Origin of the sequence: Sphingomonas sp. NPDC092440, from assembly GCF_044754985.1 — a bacterium.
GTDB lineage: Bacteria > Pseudomonadota > Alphaproteobacteria > Sphingomonadales > Sphingomonadaceae > Sphingomonas.
Genome location: NZ_JBIVQA010000023.1, coordinates 1 through 16,309 on the forward strand (window position 1 = coordinate 1; position 16,309 = coordinate 16,309).

Here is a 16,309-nt window from a genome sequence, read left to right on the forward strand (position 1 = left end):
CCGAACTGTTCGACGACGCGGAGAAGGCGAAGATCCGCACGGCCTTCGATCAGGCGCTGACCGATGCCGGTCTCGCCGACGAACGTATCTGGGGCGAACGGATCGAGGACCGGGGCAGCCAGATCACCTTTTCGGGCCTGGGGCAGGCAGCGCCGCTGAAGGAAAAGGAAGCGTGGGATCCTGACCGAAAGAAGAGGACCGCGTTGCAGGCCACGTTGCGCGCGAAGCTGCCGGAGCTCTCGATCAATCTCGGTGGCACGACATCGATCGACGTGACCAGAGCAGGGATCGACAAGGGCTATGGCCTGAAGCGCCTGAGTGCCGAGAGCGGTGTCCCGCTCGACGGGATGCTGTTCATTGGGGATGCGATATTCCCCGGTGGGAATGACTATCCCGCTGCTGAAATCGGCCTCGACACAGTGAGGGTGCGCGACGTCGCGGAAACCACCGCCGTCGTGACCGCCATCATCGCGTGTCTGCACCGATAGGATCAAGATACATGGTCGGCTCCATCGCGGAATGCCGCATTGTCAAAGCTCTGGCTTCTGTCGCTTAGGGCAGCGCTTCCTAAAACGAAAAGAAGGCAATGTGCGCGTCTCCGCGAACAAAGCCTCCAGCGATCAATCTAAGAGATTCCGCCGCGCTTCTCAATCGTAGGGGGCGTTTGCGGGAGGGGGCGGAATCCTACGCTAAGGATTTGGGCCAGCGATATTCCCCGGTTAGATTGATGTGTTCCCATCCCAACGGCGAGACGTGGGCGAGTAGATCAGGCGCGATATGGGTACCGCTGGCGGCCCGGGTATTGACGACCTCGCCGAGCTTCATGGTGTTCCAGAATATGATGATGGCGGCGAGCAGGTTCATTCCGGCGATGCGATAGTGCTGGCCTTCGCCGGATCGATCCCGGATTTCACCTCGGCGGTGGAAGCTGATGGCGCGCTTTAGGGCGTGGTGGGCCTCACCCTTGTTGAGGCCGATCTGAGCCTGGCGCTGGAGGCCGGCATCAAGAATCCAGTCGATCATGAACAGGGTTCGCTCGATGCGGCCCACCTCTCGCAATGCGAGGGCCAGCTCATTCTGGCGCGGGTAAGAGGCGAGCTTGCGAAGAATCTGGCTGGGGGCGACGATCCCCGCTGCGATCGTCGCCATGATGCGCAGGATGTCGGGCCAGTTGCGCTCGATGAGCGGTTCATTGATCTTACCTCCGACCAGCGCTCGCACATTGGCCGGCGTCGCGTTGGGCGTGAAGGCATAGAGTCTTTTCTGAGGGAGATCGCGGATACGGGGGGCGAACCTGTAGCCGAGCAAGGCGCAGGCGGCGAACACATGATCGGTGAAGCCGCCCGTGTCGGCAAAATGCTGGCGAACGCGGCGGCCCGCGTCATTCATGAGCAGCCCGTCCAGGATATAGGGAGTCTCGCTGACCGTTGCCGGGATCACCTGGGTTGCGAACGGCGCATATTGATCGGACACATGGCTGTATCCCTTGAGGCCCGGGACGTTGCCATATTTCGCGTTGATCAGATTCATCGCCTCGCCCTGCTCGGTAGCAAGGAAGAACTGCCCGTCGCTGGATGCCGATTGCCCTTGTCCCCAGAAGGCGGCCATGGGCAGGGCGGCGTGGGCCTCCACGATCATGGCGAGCGCCCGATCATAGGCGCTGCCTTCGACATGCCAGCGCGCGATCCGCAGCAATTCCCAGAAGCTGTGCGTGTTGGTCGCCGCCGCCATCTTGCGCAAACCGAGATTGACGCCTTCCGCCAGCAACACGTTCATCAGGCCGATCCGGTCGCTGCAGGGCGCGCCGGTGCGCAGATGCGTGAACGCCTCGGAAAATCCGGTTCGCTCATCGACTTCCAGCAACAGATCGGTGATCCTCGCGGGCGGGAGCTGTTGATAGAGATCGAGCACGAGATCCTCGGCCCCTTCGGGCGTGTCGGCCCTCAGCTTGTCGATGTGCAGCTTGCCGTTCTCGATGATGCCGCCTGGGATCGTGCCGGTTCGCGCCGCGCGGCCAAACTCCTTCAGCCGTGTATCCAGTCGAGCCCTGCGCTCGGCCAGCCATTCGCCGGGCCGCAGCGGCACGGCGAGCCGCGCGGTCTGCTCTATCGCCTGTGGCGGGACCAGAAGCTGCTTGAGGTCGCCATAGCGGCGCGATCCCGCCAACCATATGTCACCGGACCGGAAGGCGTCGCGGATGTGGAACAGCACCGCGATTTCCCAAAGCCGGTGGTCGCCGCTGGGCTCAGCGCGAAGATGACGATGCCATTTCGAGTTGGGACGTAGAAAATCCACCGGCGGATCGACCTTGATCCCGTTACGCAGCATCGCAACGGCCGCCAGAAGAGGCGTGGCGATCGGCGCCGCCTGCATGTCGAGCAGGCGCAGCATCCTGGGCGCGTAGAGGCGGAAACGGTGATAGCCGTCCAGCACACGGCTGAGCGGGTCGGCCGCGAGCACGTTGGTCAGCGCGGAGGCCGTGGCGACAAGGGTTCTGAACCGTTCCCAGCCAGGCCCGGTGGCGATTATCCCGTCCAGGGCCGTGCCATCGTCCTGCGCTCCAAGCAAAGCACCACCGATTTCGGCAAAGGACTTCAGCGTGTCCCGAACGGCCGCCTTTTCGTCGGCGATCCTGGTGTTGCAAAGGCGTTCGGAGGCCCGATAGAGACGGCCTACGATGCGATCGTGGGTCTCCACGATGACATCGGCCAGCGATGACCGCCATTCCAGGGTGCAGACAGCGAGGATCGCAAGCCGCCTGTCTTCGGGCAGATCACGCATGCCGTCGGCGTAATAGCGCTCGCCCTGCCGGCGAAGCCGGGTCACACGATGCGCCGGCACGCCGTCCAGCAAATCCGCCGGAAGATCGAACCTTTGAAGATATTCCAGTCGATCCATCAGCCGGTTAGCGGCTGCTGAATTTGCGCCAACCTCGAACTGTCGCAGCCATACGAAGCGCGTGACGCGACCATCCACCGTATCCTCCAACAGGTGAGCCAAATTCTCGCTCAGGGTTGGCGTGATGCGATGGGCGATAAGATCCTCGATCCGGCGCTCGGCCTCAACCAGCGCATCGGCGCAAAGGCGCTCGATCGTCGAGGAGCCGGGAAGGATCGTGCGGGTGCGGCGACACTCCGCAACGAAGCGACGGGCAAGATCCTCATTCGATGTCGCCGCCTCGGCTTCCCGAGCGATCCATTCGCGCAAATCCCGTGCGCCCCGCCCCGAAAAGGAGCGTGGCTGTTGAAAAAGTCCTACTGAAGGCTGCCGATCGTCTGTCGAAATCGCCTTTTTAGATTATGCGAGAGGTTTGCTTATCCGGTTCCACCTGAGACATCAGGAGCCACCTTGGGGTCGGGATCCTGTGCCTTGCCGGTTGCGGGTGCCGCTTTCTGGCTCGGCATAGCGGTGAGATAAGCAACGATCGCGTCAACGTCCTTCTCGGCCACCGGCGCCTTGTACACCTCACGCATCTTGGTGACGGTCGCCTTCCACTGGTCCGCCGATAGCGCAGGCTGAGTTAGCGCCATGCTGGCCGAGTGGCACGAAGTGCAGTTGGCGTTGATGACGTCGGCGTGCGGACCATCGGGGTAGGTAGCGTCATCGACCGGCAGGTCGACGCTGGTCGAGGCGAGCGAAAAGCCGCGGGCTGAGACGCTGGTGGGCGGTGCCGGCTCGGATGTCTCGGAGATCGGGGCAGGCGCCTTGCGGCTGCTCGGCGCCCCGATCGAGACGAGGATAATGCCGGTCAGGCCGATCAGGCCAGCGGCCATGATGCCGGGAGACGGGGTCTTCATGCTACTCGCTCCTCAGGCCGCGATGATGGTGGTGGTCTCGATATTGCCGCGCATGAACCCGCCCGGGTTCCAGATCGGCTTCATCGGCTGGGCGACACCGTTGGTGTTCCAGCAGCGCACCATGATCGGGTTGGCACCGCGTCGCAGCGGCACGCGACCATCCCACCGACGGAAGCTGTACCTGCCCTCGTCCGCTCCGAGCGTCGTCCTGTACCAGGTGCGGCCTCCGTCCGACGATACATCGACCTTGGCGACGCCGCAGTCGCCGCCCATCGCGATGCCGCCGACCGGGATCGATGCCTCATAGGCTATCGTCTGGCCATCGGGCAGGCTGGTCATCCAGCTGCGCGGGATCATGCGGTTGATGGGGACAGTCGGGAAGTCTCTGGCGCCGGGCGCGACATTCGCGCCCGGCGTCGCGGGGATCTTGTAGGCCTTGGCCATCCAATACTGGTCGTCGGGGCCGGGCAGTACCTCGATCGAGTTCAGCATCTTGACCCAATAGGTCGAGTACCAGCCCGGCACGATCAGCCGGCAGGGAAAGCCATTGAGGAGCGGCAGCTGCTCGCCGTTCATGCCGAAGGCGATCATCACTTCGCCGTCGCGGGCATGGTCGATGTCGAGCGCCTTCTCAAAGTCAGGGGCGCCCGCCACGACCGGTTGATCGAGCGCACCGAAGCGCACCTGCACCGCGCCTGTCTTGACCCCGGCGAGGTCGAGCACGTCGCGCAGGCGCACACCGAGCCATTTGGCATTGCCCATCGCGCCGTTGCCCCATTGCGCGCCGGCAACACGTGGCTGGAACAGCCCACGGCTGTTTCCCGAGCATTGGTTGACCGCCGCCATCTCGACCCGCGGCAGGCGCAGCAGCTGGGCGAGGCTGATCGACAGCGGTCGGTTGACGTGGCCGAAGACGTTGAGGCGGAAAGTCTCGACATCGATCGAGGTCGGGATGTCGGCCCAGTGCCAGCGGACGAAGAACTGGTCGTTGGGCGTGAACACCGACTTGTCGAACACGTCCATCGGCGTTTCCAGCAAGGGCGGATGGACACGCTGGAGGATCATGCTGCCCTTGCCGGGAAAGGCGCTGGTCATCGGCCGTTCGGCATTGCCGCCAGGCAGCTTCAGGTCGACGAGCTGCTGCGCCAGTGCCGGCGCGGCGGCAAGGCCGGCGGTACCGAGCGCGGCATGCCTGAGAAAGCGGCGACGGCTGGTCTCACTCGCCAGTTCGGCGTCGAAATTGTCCATGACAAGGCTCTCCTGTGGCCAGCCACGCTGGCGGATCGAAGGGGCGTTTCGCAAGTGATCGGACCGACTGATCCGATCATCATGGCGGATCAGTTCGGGGTGGCGATGCAGGGTGAGACGAACAGGTTGCCGCGCCATGCGCCGGCCAGCGTCTTGGCGCCGACGAGCAGCCACATCGCCGCAAGCGCGACTGTCAGCACCGTGCCGACGAAACCGAAGAAACCGAGGTTCAGCGTCGTGCCTAGGCGTAAGGTGGCGACGGTGTAGACGCCGAGCGGAAAGGTATAGCCCCACCAGCCCAGGTTGAACGGGACGCCGGCGCGCCAGTAGCGGATGGTGATGAGCGTCGCGAGCGCCAGCCACCACAGGCCGAAGCCCCACAGGCAGAGTCCGGCCACAACGCCGATCCCTTGCGCGACGGCACCGACACCGGCCAGCCCGTGCGCCGCGAGGATAGCCGGCGCGTCCGCCCCGAGCACCAGCATGCCCAGAGCACCCGTGCCGATCGGTCCCAGCGCCAGCCAGGAGGACGCCGCCATGCTCTCCTGCGGCAGTTTGTGGAGCGCCATGCGCAGGATGAGGATGGCGAGGATGCCGAACGCGACCGGCACCGAATAGGCCCACAGCACATAGGAGGTCGCAAGCGTGACGAGCTGCGCGTGAGGATCGGCCAGATGCGGCGCGAGCAGCCCGCCGCTGGCGCCCGCCACTTCGGCAGCGACGACCGGCAGCAACCATACCGCGGTCATGCCGTCCAGGCTGTGCTCGTGACGGGTGAACATCATGTACGGGATCAGCACGCCACAGGCGAGCGACATGGCGGCGTCGATCCACCACAGGACGTGTGCGACCGGTACGATGCCATTCCCGAACCGTGCGATGCCGAAGGCGAGGCAGCCGTTGATGATCGTCGCGAGGCCCATCGGGATGGTGCCGATGAACATCGACACGGTGTTATGCCCGAAGATGCGCCGCGCCTCGTGCCCGAACATCACCCAGCGCGCGCCATAAAGGCCGGCGAACAGCGCGAAGAGTGCGATATTGAAGAACCACAACACCTCGCCGACGGGTTTAAGCGAAGGCCCGATGCCGGGCACCTGCGGCAGCGCGAGCGCGAGGATACCGGTGCCCATCGTCGCGGCGAACCAGTTGGGCGTGAACTGACGAATCATCTCGCGGGGATGATCGAGCCGGCTGAGCGGCTTGAGGCCGCTGAGAACGGAGTGCGTGTCGGCAGTCATGCGACCTGCTCCTTGATGAGGTCCGTCAGCGCGTCGGCCGCGCGGGTGCGATAGCGTTCCTTGTGGCGCAGCGCGTGAAAGGCGCGGTCGGGCAGCCCGAGCGGCAGCTCGACAAGGTCACCGGCCTTGAGCGCGCGCGCGACGACCAATCGCGACAAGACGGCAACGCCGGCACCCGCCTCGACGGCGGTGCGCACCGCCTCGTTGGACGGCAGCGTCATCGCTATCGTCAGCTGGGCCGGATCAAACCCGCGCGTTCGCAGCACGTCCTCGAAGGTCGAGCGCGTACCCGATCCCAGCTCACGGACGATCCAGCGTTCAGTGCGCAGCCAGTCCTCGTCGACGCGCCCGGTGTCCTCGCGGCCGACCAGCACCATCGGATCACGCCCGACATGCCAGTGGGCGAGCGCCGGTTCGTCCACCTCGCCCTCGACGAAACCGAGCTCCGCCGCGCCGCTCAGGACCTGCGCTGCCGCACCTTCGGTGTTGTCGATCGCCAGTTCGACCGCGATCTGCGGGTGGCGTTCGTGGAAGGCGGCGAGCTTTGCCGGCAACCAGTAGCTCGCGATCGTCTGGCTGGCGACGATCCGCAATGAACCACGGGCAAGCCCGGCATAGTCCGCCAGCATCGTCTCGGCATGCGCTGCCCGCCCCAGCACCGCGCGCGCTTCCTCCAGAAAGCCGCGGCCTGCTTCGGTCAGCTGGATGCCACGCCCGACGCGGTGAAACAGAGGAACCCCGTAGCGCGCTTCGAGGGCAGCAATCGCGCCGGAGGCAGCGGACTGCGTGACGTTCAGCACCTCCGCTGCCTTGGTGACGTGTTCGCGCTCCGCGACACCGACGAAGATTCTGAGCTGCTCCAGGGTCATGCAGCATATATCGCGTACTTAGATCGATACGACCAACCGTTTGATATGGTCATTCCAATCTGGATATCGGAATGATCGGCAGCCTTTCGTCTGCGATGGTCTCGAAGACTTGGAGCGTTAGGCGGGCCTGCGACGTTTGATCGTCCATGACCGCTCATCACTGGCGGGGTGATCCTTGCGATGCTCGTCCTGTTCGTCGGCGCGCCGCTGGAACGCCACATCCGCGAGCGAGCCCGCCTGACGCCGGCCGAGGCCGCCAGGAAGGATGCCGAGCGCAAGCCCTGATCGCGCTGGCCCGCCCGGTGCCTGTCGGCGCTGAGGAGCAGCAAGGGCGCTATCAGGACACCAGCGCCGCATCGGCCTGCCGCCGGACTTCATCGGCAATCGGATGCAGCTCGGCCGCAGGCCGCTCGCCCACCACACTATAGCCGATCCCGTCGACTGCCCATGTGACCCGGCCCATGGTCCCGCTGGACGTGCTGGTCATGCTCGCAGTCTTGTCGATCTGCATAGGCCTCGTCAGCACCGCGAGTTTCGACGCTTGCGGTCCGTCGTAGAGGAGCAGTGCCGCAGGGCCGTGAGGCGTCGCGACCAGTCGCCCCCCACCATAGCGATAGCCGGCTGTGCTGAGGTCCGGGATGGTGACGCGCTCACCCAAACGGGCGGAGGTCCATCGGATCAGCATGGCGCGCTGATCCGGACCGATCTCCGCCGGTCGTATCCGGTCGGCGGCATAGACACGGAAATTGTCACTCGCCTCGTTGGCCAGCGCCGCGATGCCTGCGCGGGGTTCACCGCTCCACTTCGCGCTCGACCAACCACCGCCAAACCCGACCGCCAGCAGAAGTGACGCGGCGATGGCGAATTGCCATCGCGGCTGACGTTGCCGCCCCCTGATGGCTGCGACGCGCATCGTCGCCGGGATCGGTTCATCCGCGATCGGGGCAAACAGGGATGCAAGGGCTCGCGCCTGCTCCGCCTGTTCCCGCAAACGGGCATGCAGGTCCGGCTGGCCTTCAAGATAGGCGTCGACCAGGCGCTGCCGCTCGGGCGACAGCCTGCCATCGATCCATGCGGCCAGATCGTCCTCGCCGATCGGGCTGGTCATTGCACGCTCCTCAATCGCGGCCGTTCACCCTCCCGGAGGAGGGTCGCCAGTCGGTCGCGCGCCCGGGATATGCGCGACATCACCGTGCCCAGCGGCACGCCGACAACGGCAGCGACCTCCGCATAGGGCAGGCCCTCGACCGATACGAGGAGCAGCACCGTTCGCTGCTCCTCGGGCAACGCATCAAGGGCGCGCAGCAGGTCGCGGTGGTGTAGGCCTGTTTCCTGATCGGCCGGACGGCCGAGCGTGGCGTCGTCCACGAGGTGGAGCGGAACCGCTGTGCCTCGCCGGCTATGCTGCCGCTGATGGTCGACCAACAGATTGTGCAGGATCGTATAGACCCATGGGCGCACCTCCGCCCCGCGTCGTTGTCGCCAGCGCCCGACCGCGCGCTCGAGACAATCCTGCACCACGTCATCTGCCATTGCCCGATCGCGCAACCACGACCGGGCATAGCGGCGCAGACCGGGGATCAGGGGCTCGATCGCGGCGGCAAGCGGGTCCATGTCAGTCGCGCTGTACCTGCACGATGCGTCCCGGCGCGCCGTTCACCACCTCAGCGACCGCCAGAAAACGGCGGGGCGTCGCGGTGCTGCCTTGAACGATCTGCCGGATCGGACCCGACGCGTTGACGATCGCCGCACCCGCCGGGTTGCTCATGAAGTTGGCAAGCGGCTCTACAGCGCCGCTACCATCCGCGTTGGCGGTCAGCACGAGCATGTAGGGCTTCTTGGGCTGCAAACCGGTAACGGCACTCTGCACGACCTGAATGATGCCTTGGTCGAAGAGGGTGATGCTGCTTGCCGCACCCTTGCCGCCGATCGGCCCCATAGTCAGATGCAACGCCTTGCCGGCCGTGCCGAGCGGCTGGAGATTGTCGGTGCCGGGGCCTGTCGGAACAGCGTTCGGCACATAGGCGATCGCCTGCGGTGCCTGTCCGACCGGCACGGTAGCGACGACCGTGTTGCCAGCGGTGTCGATCGCGGCCAGCTCATCGGCATTCTCCAGCCCGACATAGATGCGCCGACCGTCGCCGGACGGCCAGACACCGTGCGGCATCTTGCCGACTGGAATGGTTGCCACCAGCGTGAAGTCGGACGTGCGGAACACCTTCACCGCATTCTCCCCGCCGACCGTCACATAGGCGAACTGCCCCTTGGCCGTGCGGGCGAAGTTGACGTGATTGGTGATCGGCCCGGTATCCAGCACCTTGAGGATTGTGAAGGGTGGCCTGGCATCGAATGCGACCGTCTTGCCGATGTCCTTTAGCGTAAACCACGCCTGCTTGCCGTCCGGCGTCGCGGCGATGTTGGGGCAGAATGGGCTCGGCTGCGCCACCTGTCCGACCTGTGCGTGGGTTGCGACATCGAACACGGCCAGCACCGGATTGAACGAGGAACAGACATAGCCGTATCGCCCATCGGGCGAGAAGATCGTCATACCCGGACCACCGGGCGTCTTGATGCGGCCGGTTTCCTTGTACGTCGCGGGATCGAGCACGGCGATATAGTCCTCGCCGCGAACGGTGACCCAGACCTCCTTTCCGTCCGGCGTGAAGAACGCCTCGTGCGGACTGCGCCCGACATAGGTCGTGTGTTTGACCGTGTTGGTGGCGGTGTCGATCCACGACACGGCATTCGATCCGATCGACACGACCGCCAAGGTCTTCCCGTCCGGCGAGAAGCCCAGGCCGTGGACCAGCACTTGTCCCTTGTAGAGCGGGGAGAAGTTCATCGGCTGCGGATCGCCGAGCTTGATGACGCCGAGCAGCCGGTTGTCGGCCGGGTCCGTCACCGACACCGTGTTGGAGAATTGTTCGGACGCATAGACGCGGTCGCGGTGGCTGACGGGCATGTCCTTGGCGTTCCACGGCGCCTGCTGCGCCATGGCGAGGCCCGGTGCGGCGCTCATCAGCAAGGCGGCCGAGCGCAGGATGGTCCGGATCATGTCAGTGCTCCATAGGGCTGTGGTGGTCGCCGCCCTGCGTCGGGGCCGGCGTCGAAGGCGGTAGCGGCTGACCGATCGCCAACTTCATAGCGGCAATCTCCTGCTGCTGATCGATGATGATCTCCTGCGCGATGCGCTTGAGCTGCTCGTTATGGCCGTAGCGCAGCTCCGCCACTGCCATATCGATCGCACCCTGATGATGCGGGAGCATCATCGTGACGAAGTCGCGGTCGACGTTGCCGGACGGCTTGACCATCATGCCCGCCATCATCCGGTCCATCGCGGCAGCCACCATGCTGGCGTAACCACCGGCAGGGGCGGCCGCGACTGCGCCTGTGAGCAGGGCCGAAGCAGTCAGACCGAGCATCCAATATCGTCTACGCATAAGCCTCCGGCGCATCAGTCCTGAAAGCATAGACGACGCTCGTCCGGGTTTATTCCATGGGTGAGCCGGTTATCAGCCTTCCCGATTGGGAACCTCCAACGGGACGACCGTGACCGACACAAAAATCCGCTGTATGCCCGCCGGGGCTTTCCCAAAATATGTTCCCGAAATATGAGTCCCGAAATTCGCTGTTTGAGATGGGATAACGGGACTCATGCTGGTTGGTTATGCGCGTGTCTCGACCTCCGACCAGGACCTGACGCTACAAACCGATGCGCTGACCAAGGCTGGCTGTGAAAAGCTGTTCACCGACAAGGTGAGCGGCGCGAAGCTGAACCGTCCCGGTCTGACCGAAGCTCTCAATTTCGTGCGGGCCGGTGACACGCTGGTGATATGGAAGCTCGATCGCCTTGGCCGATCGATCGGGGGCCTGATCGAACTGGCGGCGGACTTGTCCGCTCGGAAGATTGATTTCCGGTCCCTGACGGACGGGTTCGACACGGCAACCCCATCGGGCCGTCTGCTGTTCCATATCCTCGCTTCTGTCGCGGAGATGGAGCGCGAACTGATAAAGGAACGGACGATTGCCGGTTTGGCAGCGGCACGGGCCAAGGGCGGCACGGGCGGAGGCCGCAAGTCGGTCATGACGCCTGACATGCTCGATACCGCCCGCAAGCTGCTCAAGGCTGGCGACAAACCGGCGAAGGTCGCGAAGCTGCTCCAGGTCGGCCGTTCTACCTTCTATCGCCACTTCCCTGCGGCCGAGCGCGAACCCGGCTAACCGGCGTCAGAAGATCGTCGCGTAGTAGGATTGCTCGAACCGGCCACGGCTGATCCGGGCCATGCGCTCGATGCGTTCCGGCACCGGGGGCGGGCGACGGTTCCGGGCCGGTCTTGCGTCGGTGCGGGCTAACAGCACGAGATTGGCAATGGCCGCGCCCAACAGAAACTCTTCTTCGGCACCGCGCAGTCCGCGAAGGTGCAGGCGGGTCAGCCCTCGCTTGCCTTTGGCATCGGCGAACACCCGCTCGACACCCCGGCGCAGCCGCATCGACCGCTTGAATAGCGGCGTCTGCATCTCGCCGCGCACCATCTCACGCACGTCCTCATATTCGCTGTGCGTGACCGACCTGTTGCTGCCTGCGGTGCATTTCCGTTTGAGGTGACAGGCGCGGCAATCGGCAGGACTGGCGCTGTATCGGAGAAAGCCCGCCCGACGATCGGCACCGCGAAAGGGCAGTATCTTCCCAGCGGGGCAGACATAGCGGTCCTGCTCCCGCTCATAGCGGAAGGCTTCGCGGGGGAATTTGCCCTTGGTCTGTTCGGATCGTTCCAGCACCGGGATATGCGGGATGGTGCCGCGATCGGTGACGAACGCCAGGAACGCAGCGCTGCCATAGGCGGTGTCGGCCGCGACACGCTTTGGCCGATAGCCGAACCGATTGTCGGCCCGTGCCAGCATGGTCCGCCCCGCATCGACTTCCGCGGCGAAGCGGGCGGGACTGGCCTCCACGTCGATCGCCACCCCTCCCGGCGTGTCAATCAGGACATTGAAGGCATAGCCGAACCGGCCCCGCGCCGTGCGCGCCGACCATGCCGACGCCGGATCGGTGCGTGACACCTCGGCCGGTTTGCCACGCGGTACGCCATGTTCCTGCGGTGGAGCATTGGCCTGATCCGCCAGCCATTCACAAACCGGGCGGGGAAGCCGGGGCGCGGCCATGTCGGCGTCCCGCATCTTGCGCTGCCAGCTTGCATCGGCCGCGACGAACGATGCATCGATTGCGGCATCCTTGTGGGCGATCAGCCCCGCATCGGCGCAGCGCCGCACCGTCTGCTCGAACAGGATGCGGAAGATGCTAGCATCGCGGAATCGGCCATGCCGGTTCTTGCTAAACGTCGAGTGGTGCGGCACCGGCGCGTTGAGCGGCAATCGGCAGAACCAGCGATAGGCGAGGTTGAAGCGGACTTCCTCACACAGACGGCGCTCCGACGTGATGCCATAGAGGCGAGCGATCAGCGCCATGCGGACCAGCAATTCAGGCGCGATCGAGGGACGCCCACGGCAACTGTAGTGCGGCGCGAGCGCATCGCGCAGTTCACCCAGGTCGATCAGCCCGTCTATCCTGTGCAGGATATGATCGGCGGGGATCATCGCTCCCAGCGCCCGCCAGCTTGCGCCCTTGCCGCCTCGCTGTTGCTCACCCATCATGGCCGCTGCTCCCGATGTGTCGAAGCAGGGAACCCGTTAGGAACGCGATCGGATCACCCGGCCTTTTTTCAACAGCCCCGACCGGTTTTGACACCTAAGTGGTTGTATATTGGTCAAGCAATTCGATCACGGCACAACTCGCCGCCCCGTCGCCCTCGCAACGGTCGATCGTCGTGGCAAGCAGGCTTTCGAGTTGCGCTAGGTCTGCCATTTTCGCGCGAACCCGCTCCAGGTGGTGGGCCGCGATCTCGCGGACCTCACTGCACGACGCCTGCGCGGGACCGCCAAGTGACAGGATCGCGCGCACCTCGGCCGGGGTGAAGCCGAGTTCACGCGCGCCACGGATGAATCCAAGGACGCGGACGTGGCCGGCCCCATATACTCGCCGGCCCCCGCTCGTGCGGGGTGGGGTCGCCACAATGCCGACGCGCTCGAAATAGCGGATCGTCTCGATGTTCACGCCGGTTCGGCGCGACAACTCGCCGATAGCTAGGCCTTTCTCATCCCTCATAATTCGCTTGCTCCTGTAGCCGCTACAGGAGGCATTAGGGGGTTATTCCGCCGGAGACGACTGATGAATAAAAGGATTTTGCCGCACGAAACCCTGGCCGCTTCCGCATCGCCACGCCGCGCCGACGCGGGGCTATCCGCCCTGGGTGCGCTGGCGAGCTTCGGCGCGGTCCTAGCCGCCGCATCCTGCTGCGTCTTGCCGCTCGCGCTGGCGGCGCTGGGCGTGGGGGCGGGCCTGTCGAGCACCTTCGCCGCGCTGATGCCTCTGCGCTGGGCCCTGACGGCGCTTTCCCTCGTCGGCCTGGCTGCCGGGTGGTGGGCGTATGTGCGGCGTCGGAGGACCTGCGCTGCGGATCGGTCCTGCACCGTGACCCTACCGTCCCGCGCAACTCCGATCATGCTCACGATCGGCACGACCCTGACGCTGACCGCGCTGATATGGGATCGCATTGAAGCGCCGCTTATAAAGGCGCTTTCCTGATGCAGCTCACCTCCACGCTGACCTGTCCCGAGTGCGGCGGTGTCGCGACCGAGACGATGCCCACCAACGCCTGCCAGTTCTTCTATGATTGCCGACATTGCGCGGCGGTGCTGCGGCCCCTGGCCGGCGACTGCTGCGTGTTCTGCTCGTTCGGCGATGTCCCATGCCCTCCGATTCAGGAGGCGAAGGCGAACGGGACCGTGGCGGGCTGCTGCGGGTGAGGGGGTATCGCTCCTTTCAATCCGGGATGAGCGCGTAACCCCGGATTTGTAGATTCGCCAAGGTTGTAAGCGCCGAATCATCGATCTCAACGCCCGAAGCCACTTGGTTCGGCATGATCTCATTTCCGACCATGGCCTGACTGCAAACGCGGATTGAAACACCGGCTTTCTGGAGAGCGGCAATCAGCGCAGCGTTCGGGTTGGCCGCTACCTTCATACGCGCCGCATATGGCGCGTTCTGCAGGACGAGCGGGGTCGCGGGACCATGAATGATGACGGCGATGTCACCAGCCGGATGGACCTTGTCCGCGCCTAGCAGGTTCACGAAGCGCGCGACCTTCTCAAGGCTGGGATTCACTTTGTCGGGAGAGCTTGCGGCCTTGGTGACATTGAACAAGACGCGGTAGCGAAGCTTGGGATCGGGCCGCTCGGCAGCACTGGGCACGGCCACGATCCCGCCAAATCCCGGTATTACGGGATAAACCAGATTATCCTGTGCAGCTAGCGAGGTGCCGCCGGTCAGCATCGTTGCCGCGAGCAGAAATGTGGCGAAAGCTCTTTTTGGCAACCTTGCTCTCCTGTTGGACGGTAGGCGCTGCATAAACTCTCCAGAAGTGGGAGCCTACGCCTACGCAACACTGAACTGGCCCATCATTCCATTATCCTCATGTTCAAGGATATGGCAGTGATACATGAAGGGAGCGCTCTTGGCCGGCTGATCAAATCGGATGAGAAGCTCCACCGGTTCCTTGACGAGGACCGTGTCGCGCGGCCCCTGGTCGAGAACATCGGGCTGCCCGCCACCGCGGGTGAGAACATCAAAGTGGACGCCGTGAATATGGATCGGGTGGCGCATCATTTCGCCAGACACCTCCCATATTTCGGTGGAGCCTAGCTTCACCGTCTCATCGATGCGATTCATGTCGAATGGCTTGCCATTGATCGTAAGGCCGCCACCGCCGCTTCCTGAGCCCATCATGCCGCCCATGCCCATGTTGAGGCTCAGAGGGCGACGGCGCACCGCCTTGCTGGCGTCGGGCCCAGTTCGTGATGCCAGAAGGGTCGGCACGACGCCGCTGGCACGAGCCTGTCCCAACGGCCGTGGTTCAAACCGCAGCACGGTCGCTGGTGCCGCGGCATCGGTCCTTCGGGCGCCACGCCCCATCATACCCATGCCGCCCATCATCGAGCTGTTGGTATCAGCCGCCGTCACCAGCGAGGCGGACCTACCGTCCGTGAAGTCCACGAGAAGCTCGGCACGTTGGCCCGGCGCCAAGGTTATGGCTTCCAATGCCACTGCGTGTTCGAGCAGCCCCCCTTCGGTTCCGATCCAGTGAAAGCTCCGCCGATCGGAAAACGACAGCTCATAAATCCGCGCGTTCGATGCGTTGACGAGCCGCAGGCGAACCAACCGATTTGGCACCGCCGCCAGCGGATTCACCGCGCCGTTCACAAGGATCGTGTCGCCGCGCCGGCCCTGCATGGCGACCATCATGCCGCCTGGCATGACAAGGCGACCATTTTCGAACTGGCGATCCTGGATGAGCAGGGGCAGATCGTCCACGCCATATTCTGACGGGAGCCCCAGGCCCTGCTCTTCGTCGTCGGTTACCAGCAACGCCCCAGCCAGGCCCGAATAGACTTGCTCGGCCGTCAACCCATGGACGTGTGAGTGATAAAGGAGGGTCGCTGCGGGCTGCCGGATCGGGAGCGTGGGCCGCCAGGTCGCGCCCGGCGCGATGATCTGATGGGGGCCGCCATCCAGCTCTCCGGGGATCAGAAGCCCGTGCCAATGCACAGTCGTGTCCGCGTTGAGCCCGTTGGTCACGACAGCCGCCACGTCGTCGCCACGGCGCACCCTGATCGTCGGTCCGAGATAGCTGCCATTATACCCGAGCGTGTCACTCGGCCGGCCTGGATAAAATGAAGTCGTTCCGGACTGGACCCGTAGCGCGAATGAGCGGCCAGGCCGTGCGTCCAACAGCGGCGGCATCGGAAGCGGGTTTGCACCTCCCCCGCCGAGGCCCGGCGTGGAGCGCGAGCAAGCGGTGGTTGCGAACAATGCCGCTCCGCCAGCCAACAGCGAACGTCGATCGAGCATCTAAATCTGTCCCAGCGTGCAGCGCAGCTCGGAAGCGATACGGACAGCCTGGTCGATCAGCATGGGGTTACCTCGCACTCCGGCGCTTCGAAGGAGCCTCGATGGCTTGGCGAAATAGTAGCTCACGGGGGGAACCTCCTAGCTGGCGCTTGATCGAACACCACTCCATCATATATGCTACATATAAGA

16 protein-coding genes and 1 pseudogene are annotated in these 16,309 nt (G+C 64.6%); 4 read left to right on the forward strand and 13 right to left on the reverse strand.

Annotated features, from left to right (window positions below; genetic code table 11):
* Positions 1-488 (forward strand): HAD-IIB family hydrolase (locus ACIQCS_RS23010; protein ID WP_401531885.1); only part of this gene is annotated, 488 nt, incomplete at its 5' end.
* Positions 489-684: 196 nt separating this feature from the next.
* Here ACIQCS_RS23010 and ACIQCS_RS23015 read toward each other — a convergent pair.
* The 9 genes and pseudogenes from ACIQCS_RS23015 to ACIQCS_RS23055 all read right to left on the reverse strand — a co-directional run.
* Positions 685-3,237: pseudogene (locus ACIQCS_RS23015) on the reverse strand (Tn3 family transposase); the annotation flags it as partial.
* 77 nt (positions 3,238-3,314) lie between these two features.
* Positions 3,315-3,797 (reverse strand): cytochrome c, encoded by a 483-nt coding sequence (locus ACIQCS_RS23020; RefSeq protein WP_021224435.1) that lies wholly within the window; start codon positions 3,795-3,797, stop codon positions 3,315-3,317.
* A gap of 12 nt (positions 3,798-3,809) precedes the next feature.
* Positions 3,810-5,045 carry a molybdopterin-dependent oxidoreductase gene (locus ACIQCS_RS23025; protein WP_021224436.1) on the reverse strand — a complete coding sequence of 412 codons (1,236 nt, stop codon included), beginning with the start codon at positions 5,043-5,045 and terminating at the stop codon, positions 3,810-3,812.
* Positions 5,046-5,134: 89 nt separating this feature from the next.
* Entirely contained in the window at positions 5,135-6,286 is a 1,152-nt protein-coding gene (locus tag ACIQCS_RS23030) for a TDT family transporter (RefSeq protein ID WP_037513249.1), read from the reverse strand.
* Positions 6,283-7,155 carry a LysR family transcriptional regulator gene (locus ACIQCS_RS23035; RefSeq protein WP_021224438.1) on the reverse strand — a complete coding sequence of 291 codons (873 nt, stop codon included), beginning with the start codon at positions 7,153-7,155 and terminating at the stop codon, positions 6,283-6,285. Before ACIQCS_RS23035 ends, ACIQCS_RS23030 begins: the two co-directional genes overlap by 4 nt.
* Positions 7,156-7,492: 337 nt before the next feature.
* Entirely contained in the window at positions 7,493-8,263 is a 771-nt protein-coding gene (locus ACIQCS_RS23040) for an anti-sigma factor (protein WP_021224441.1), read from the reverse strand.
* Positions 8,260-8,769 (reverse strand): RNA polymerase sigma factor, encoded by a 510-nt coding sequence (locus ACIQCS_RS23045; RefSeq protein ID WP_021224442.1) that lies wholly within the window; start codon positions 8,767-8,769, stop codon positions 8,260-8,262. The genes ACIQCS_RS23040 and ACIQCS_RS23045 overlap by 4 nt, the downstream gene beginning before the upstream one ends.
* A gap of 1 nt (position 8,770) precedes the next feature.
* Positions 8,771-10,210, reverse strand: coding sequence for a YncE family protein (locus ACIQCS_RS23050; protein WP_021224443.1), 1,440 nt, complete (start codon positions 10,208-10,210; stop codon positions 8,771-8,773).
* Position 10,211: 1 nt separating this feature from the next.
* On the reverse strand, positions 10,212-10,577 hold the full coding sequence (locus tag ACIQCS_RS23055; RefSeq protein WP_021224444.1) for a DUF305 domain-containing protein: 366 nt from the start codon (positions 10,575-10,577) through the stop codon (positions 10,212-10,214).
* Positions 10,578-10,809: 232 nt separating this feature from the next.
* Here ACIQCS_RS23055 and ACIQCS_RS23060 point away from each other — a divergent pair, with 232 nt between their 5' ends.
* Positions 10,810-11,376 (forward strand): recombinase family protein, encoded by a 567-nt coding sequence (locus ACIQCS_RS23060; protein WP_004212894.1) that lies wholly within the window; start codon positions 10,810-10,812, stop codon positions 11,374-11,376.
* A 6-nt stretch (positions 11,377-11,382) separates the two neighbouring features.
* Here the strand turns inward: ACIQCS_RS23060 and ACIQCS_RS23065 are convergent, their stop codons facing one another.
* Together ACIQCS_RS23065 and ACIQCS_RS23070 are read right to left on the reverse strand one after the other, a co-directional pair.
* Positions 11,383-12,807, reverse strand: a complete 1,425-nt coding sequence (locus ACIQCS_RS23065) for a transposase (protein ID WP_216313314.1) — start codon at positions 12,805-12,807, stop codon at positions 11,383-11,385.
* 94 nt (positions 12,808-12,901) lie between these two features.
* Positions 12,902-13,318: a helix-turn-helix domain-containing protein gene (locus tag ACIQCS_RS23070; RefSeq protein WP_021224446.1), complete on the reverse strand. Its 417-nt coding sequence runs from the start codon at positions 13,316-13,318 to the stop codon at positions 12,902-12,904.
* A gap of 63 nt (positions 13,319-13,381) precedes the next feature.
* Here ACIQCS_RS23070 and ACIQCS_RS23075 point away from each other — a divergent pair, with 63 nt between their 5' ends.
* Both ACIQCS_RS23075 and ACIQCS_RS23080 read left to right on the forward strand, forming a co-directional pair.
* Positions 13,382-13,798 carry a mercuric transporter MerT family protein gene (locus ACIQCS_RS23075; RefSeq protein WP_004213257.1) on the forward strand — a complete coding sequence of 139 codons (417 nt, stop codon included), beginning with the start codon at positions 13,382-13,384 and terminating at the stop codon, positions 13,796-13,798.
* Positions 13,798-14,019 (forward strand): GDCCVxC domain-containing (seleno)protein, encoded by a 222-nt coding sequence (locus ACIQCS_RS23080; RefSeq protein WP_004213258.1) that lies wholly within the window; start codon positions 13,798-13,800, stop codon positions 14,017-14,019. Before ACIQCS_RS23075 ends, ACIQCS_RS23080 begins: the two co-directional genes overlap by 1 nt.
* Before the next feature lie 16 nt (positions 14,020-14,035).
* Here ACIQCS_RS23080 and ACIQCS_RS23085 read toward each other — a convergent pair whose 3' ends face one another.
* On the reverse strand, positions 14,036-14,620 hold the full coding sequence (locus ACIQCS_RS23085; RefSeq protein ID WP_004213260.1) for a DsrE family protein: 585 nt from the start codon (positions 14,618-14,620) through the stop codon (positions 14,036-14,038).
* Positions 14,621-14,647: 27 nt separating this feature from the next.
* Positions 14,648-16,120, reverse strand: coding sequence for a multicopper oxidase family protein (locus tag ACIQCS_RS23090; protein ID WP_216313316.1), 1,473 nt, complete (start codon positions 16,118-16,120; stop codon positions 14,648-14,650).
* Positions 16,121-16,309: the final 189 nt, after the last annotated feature.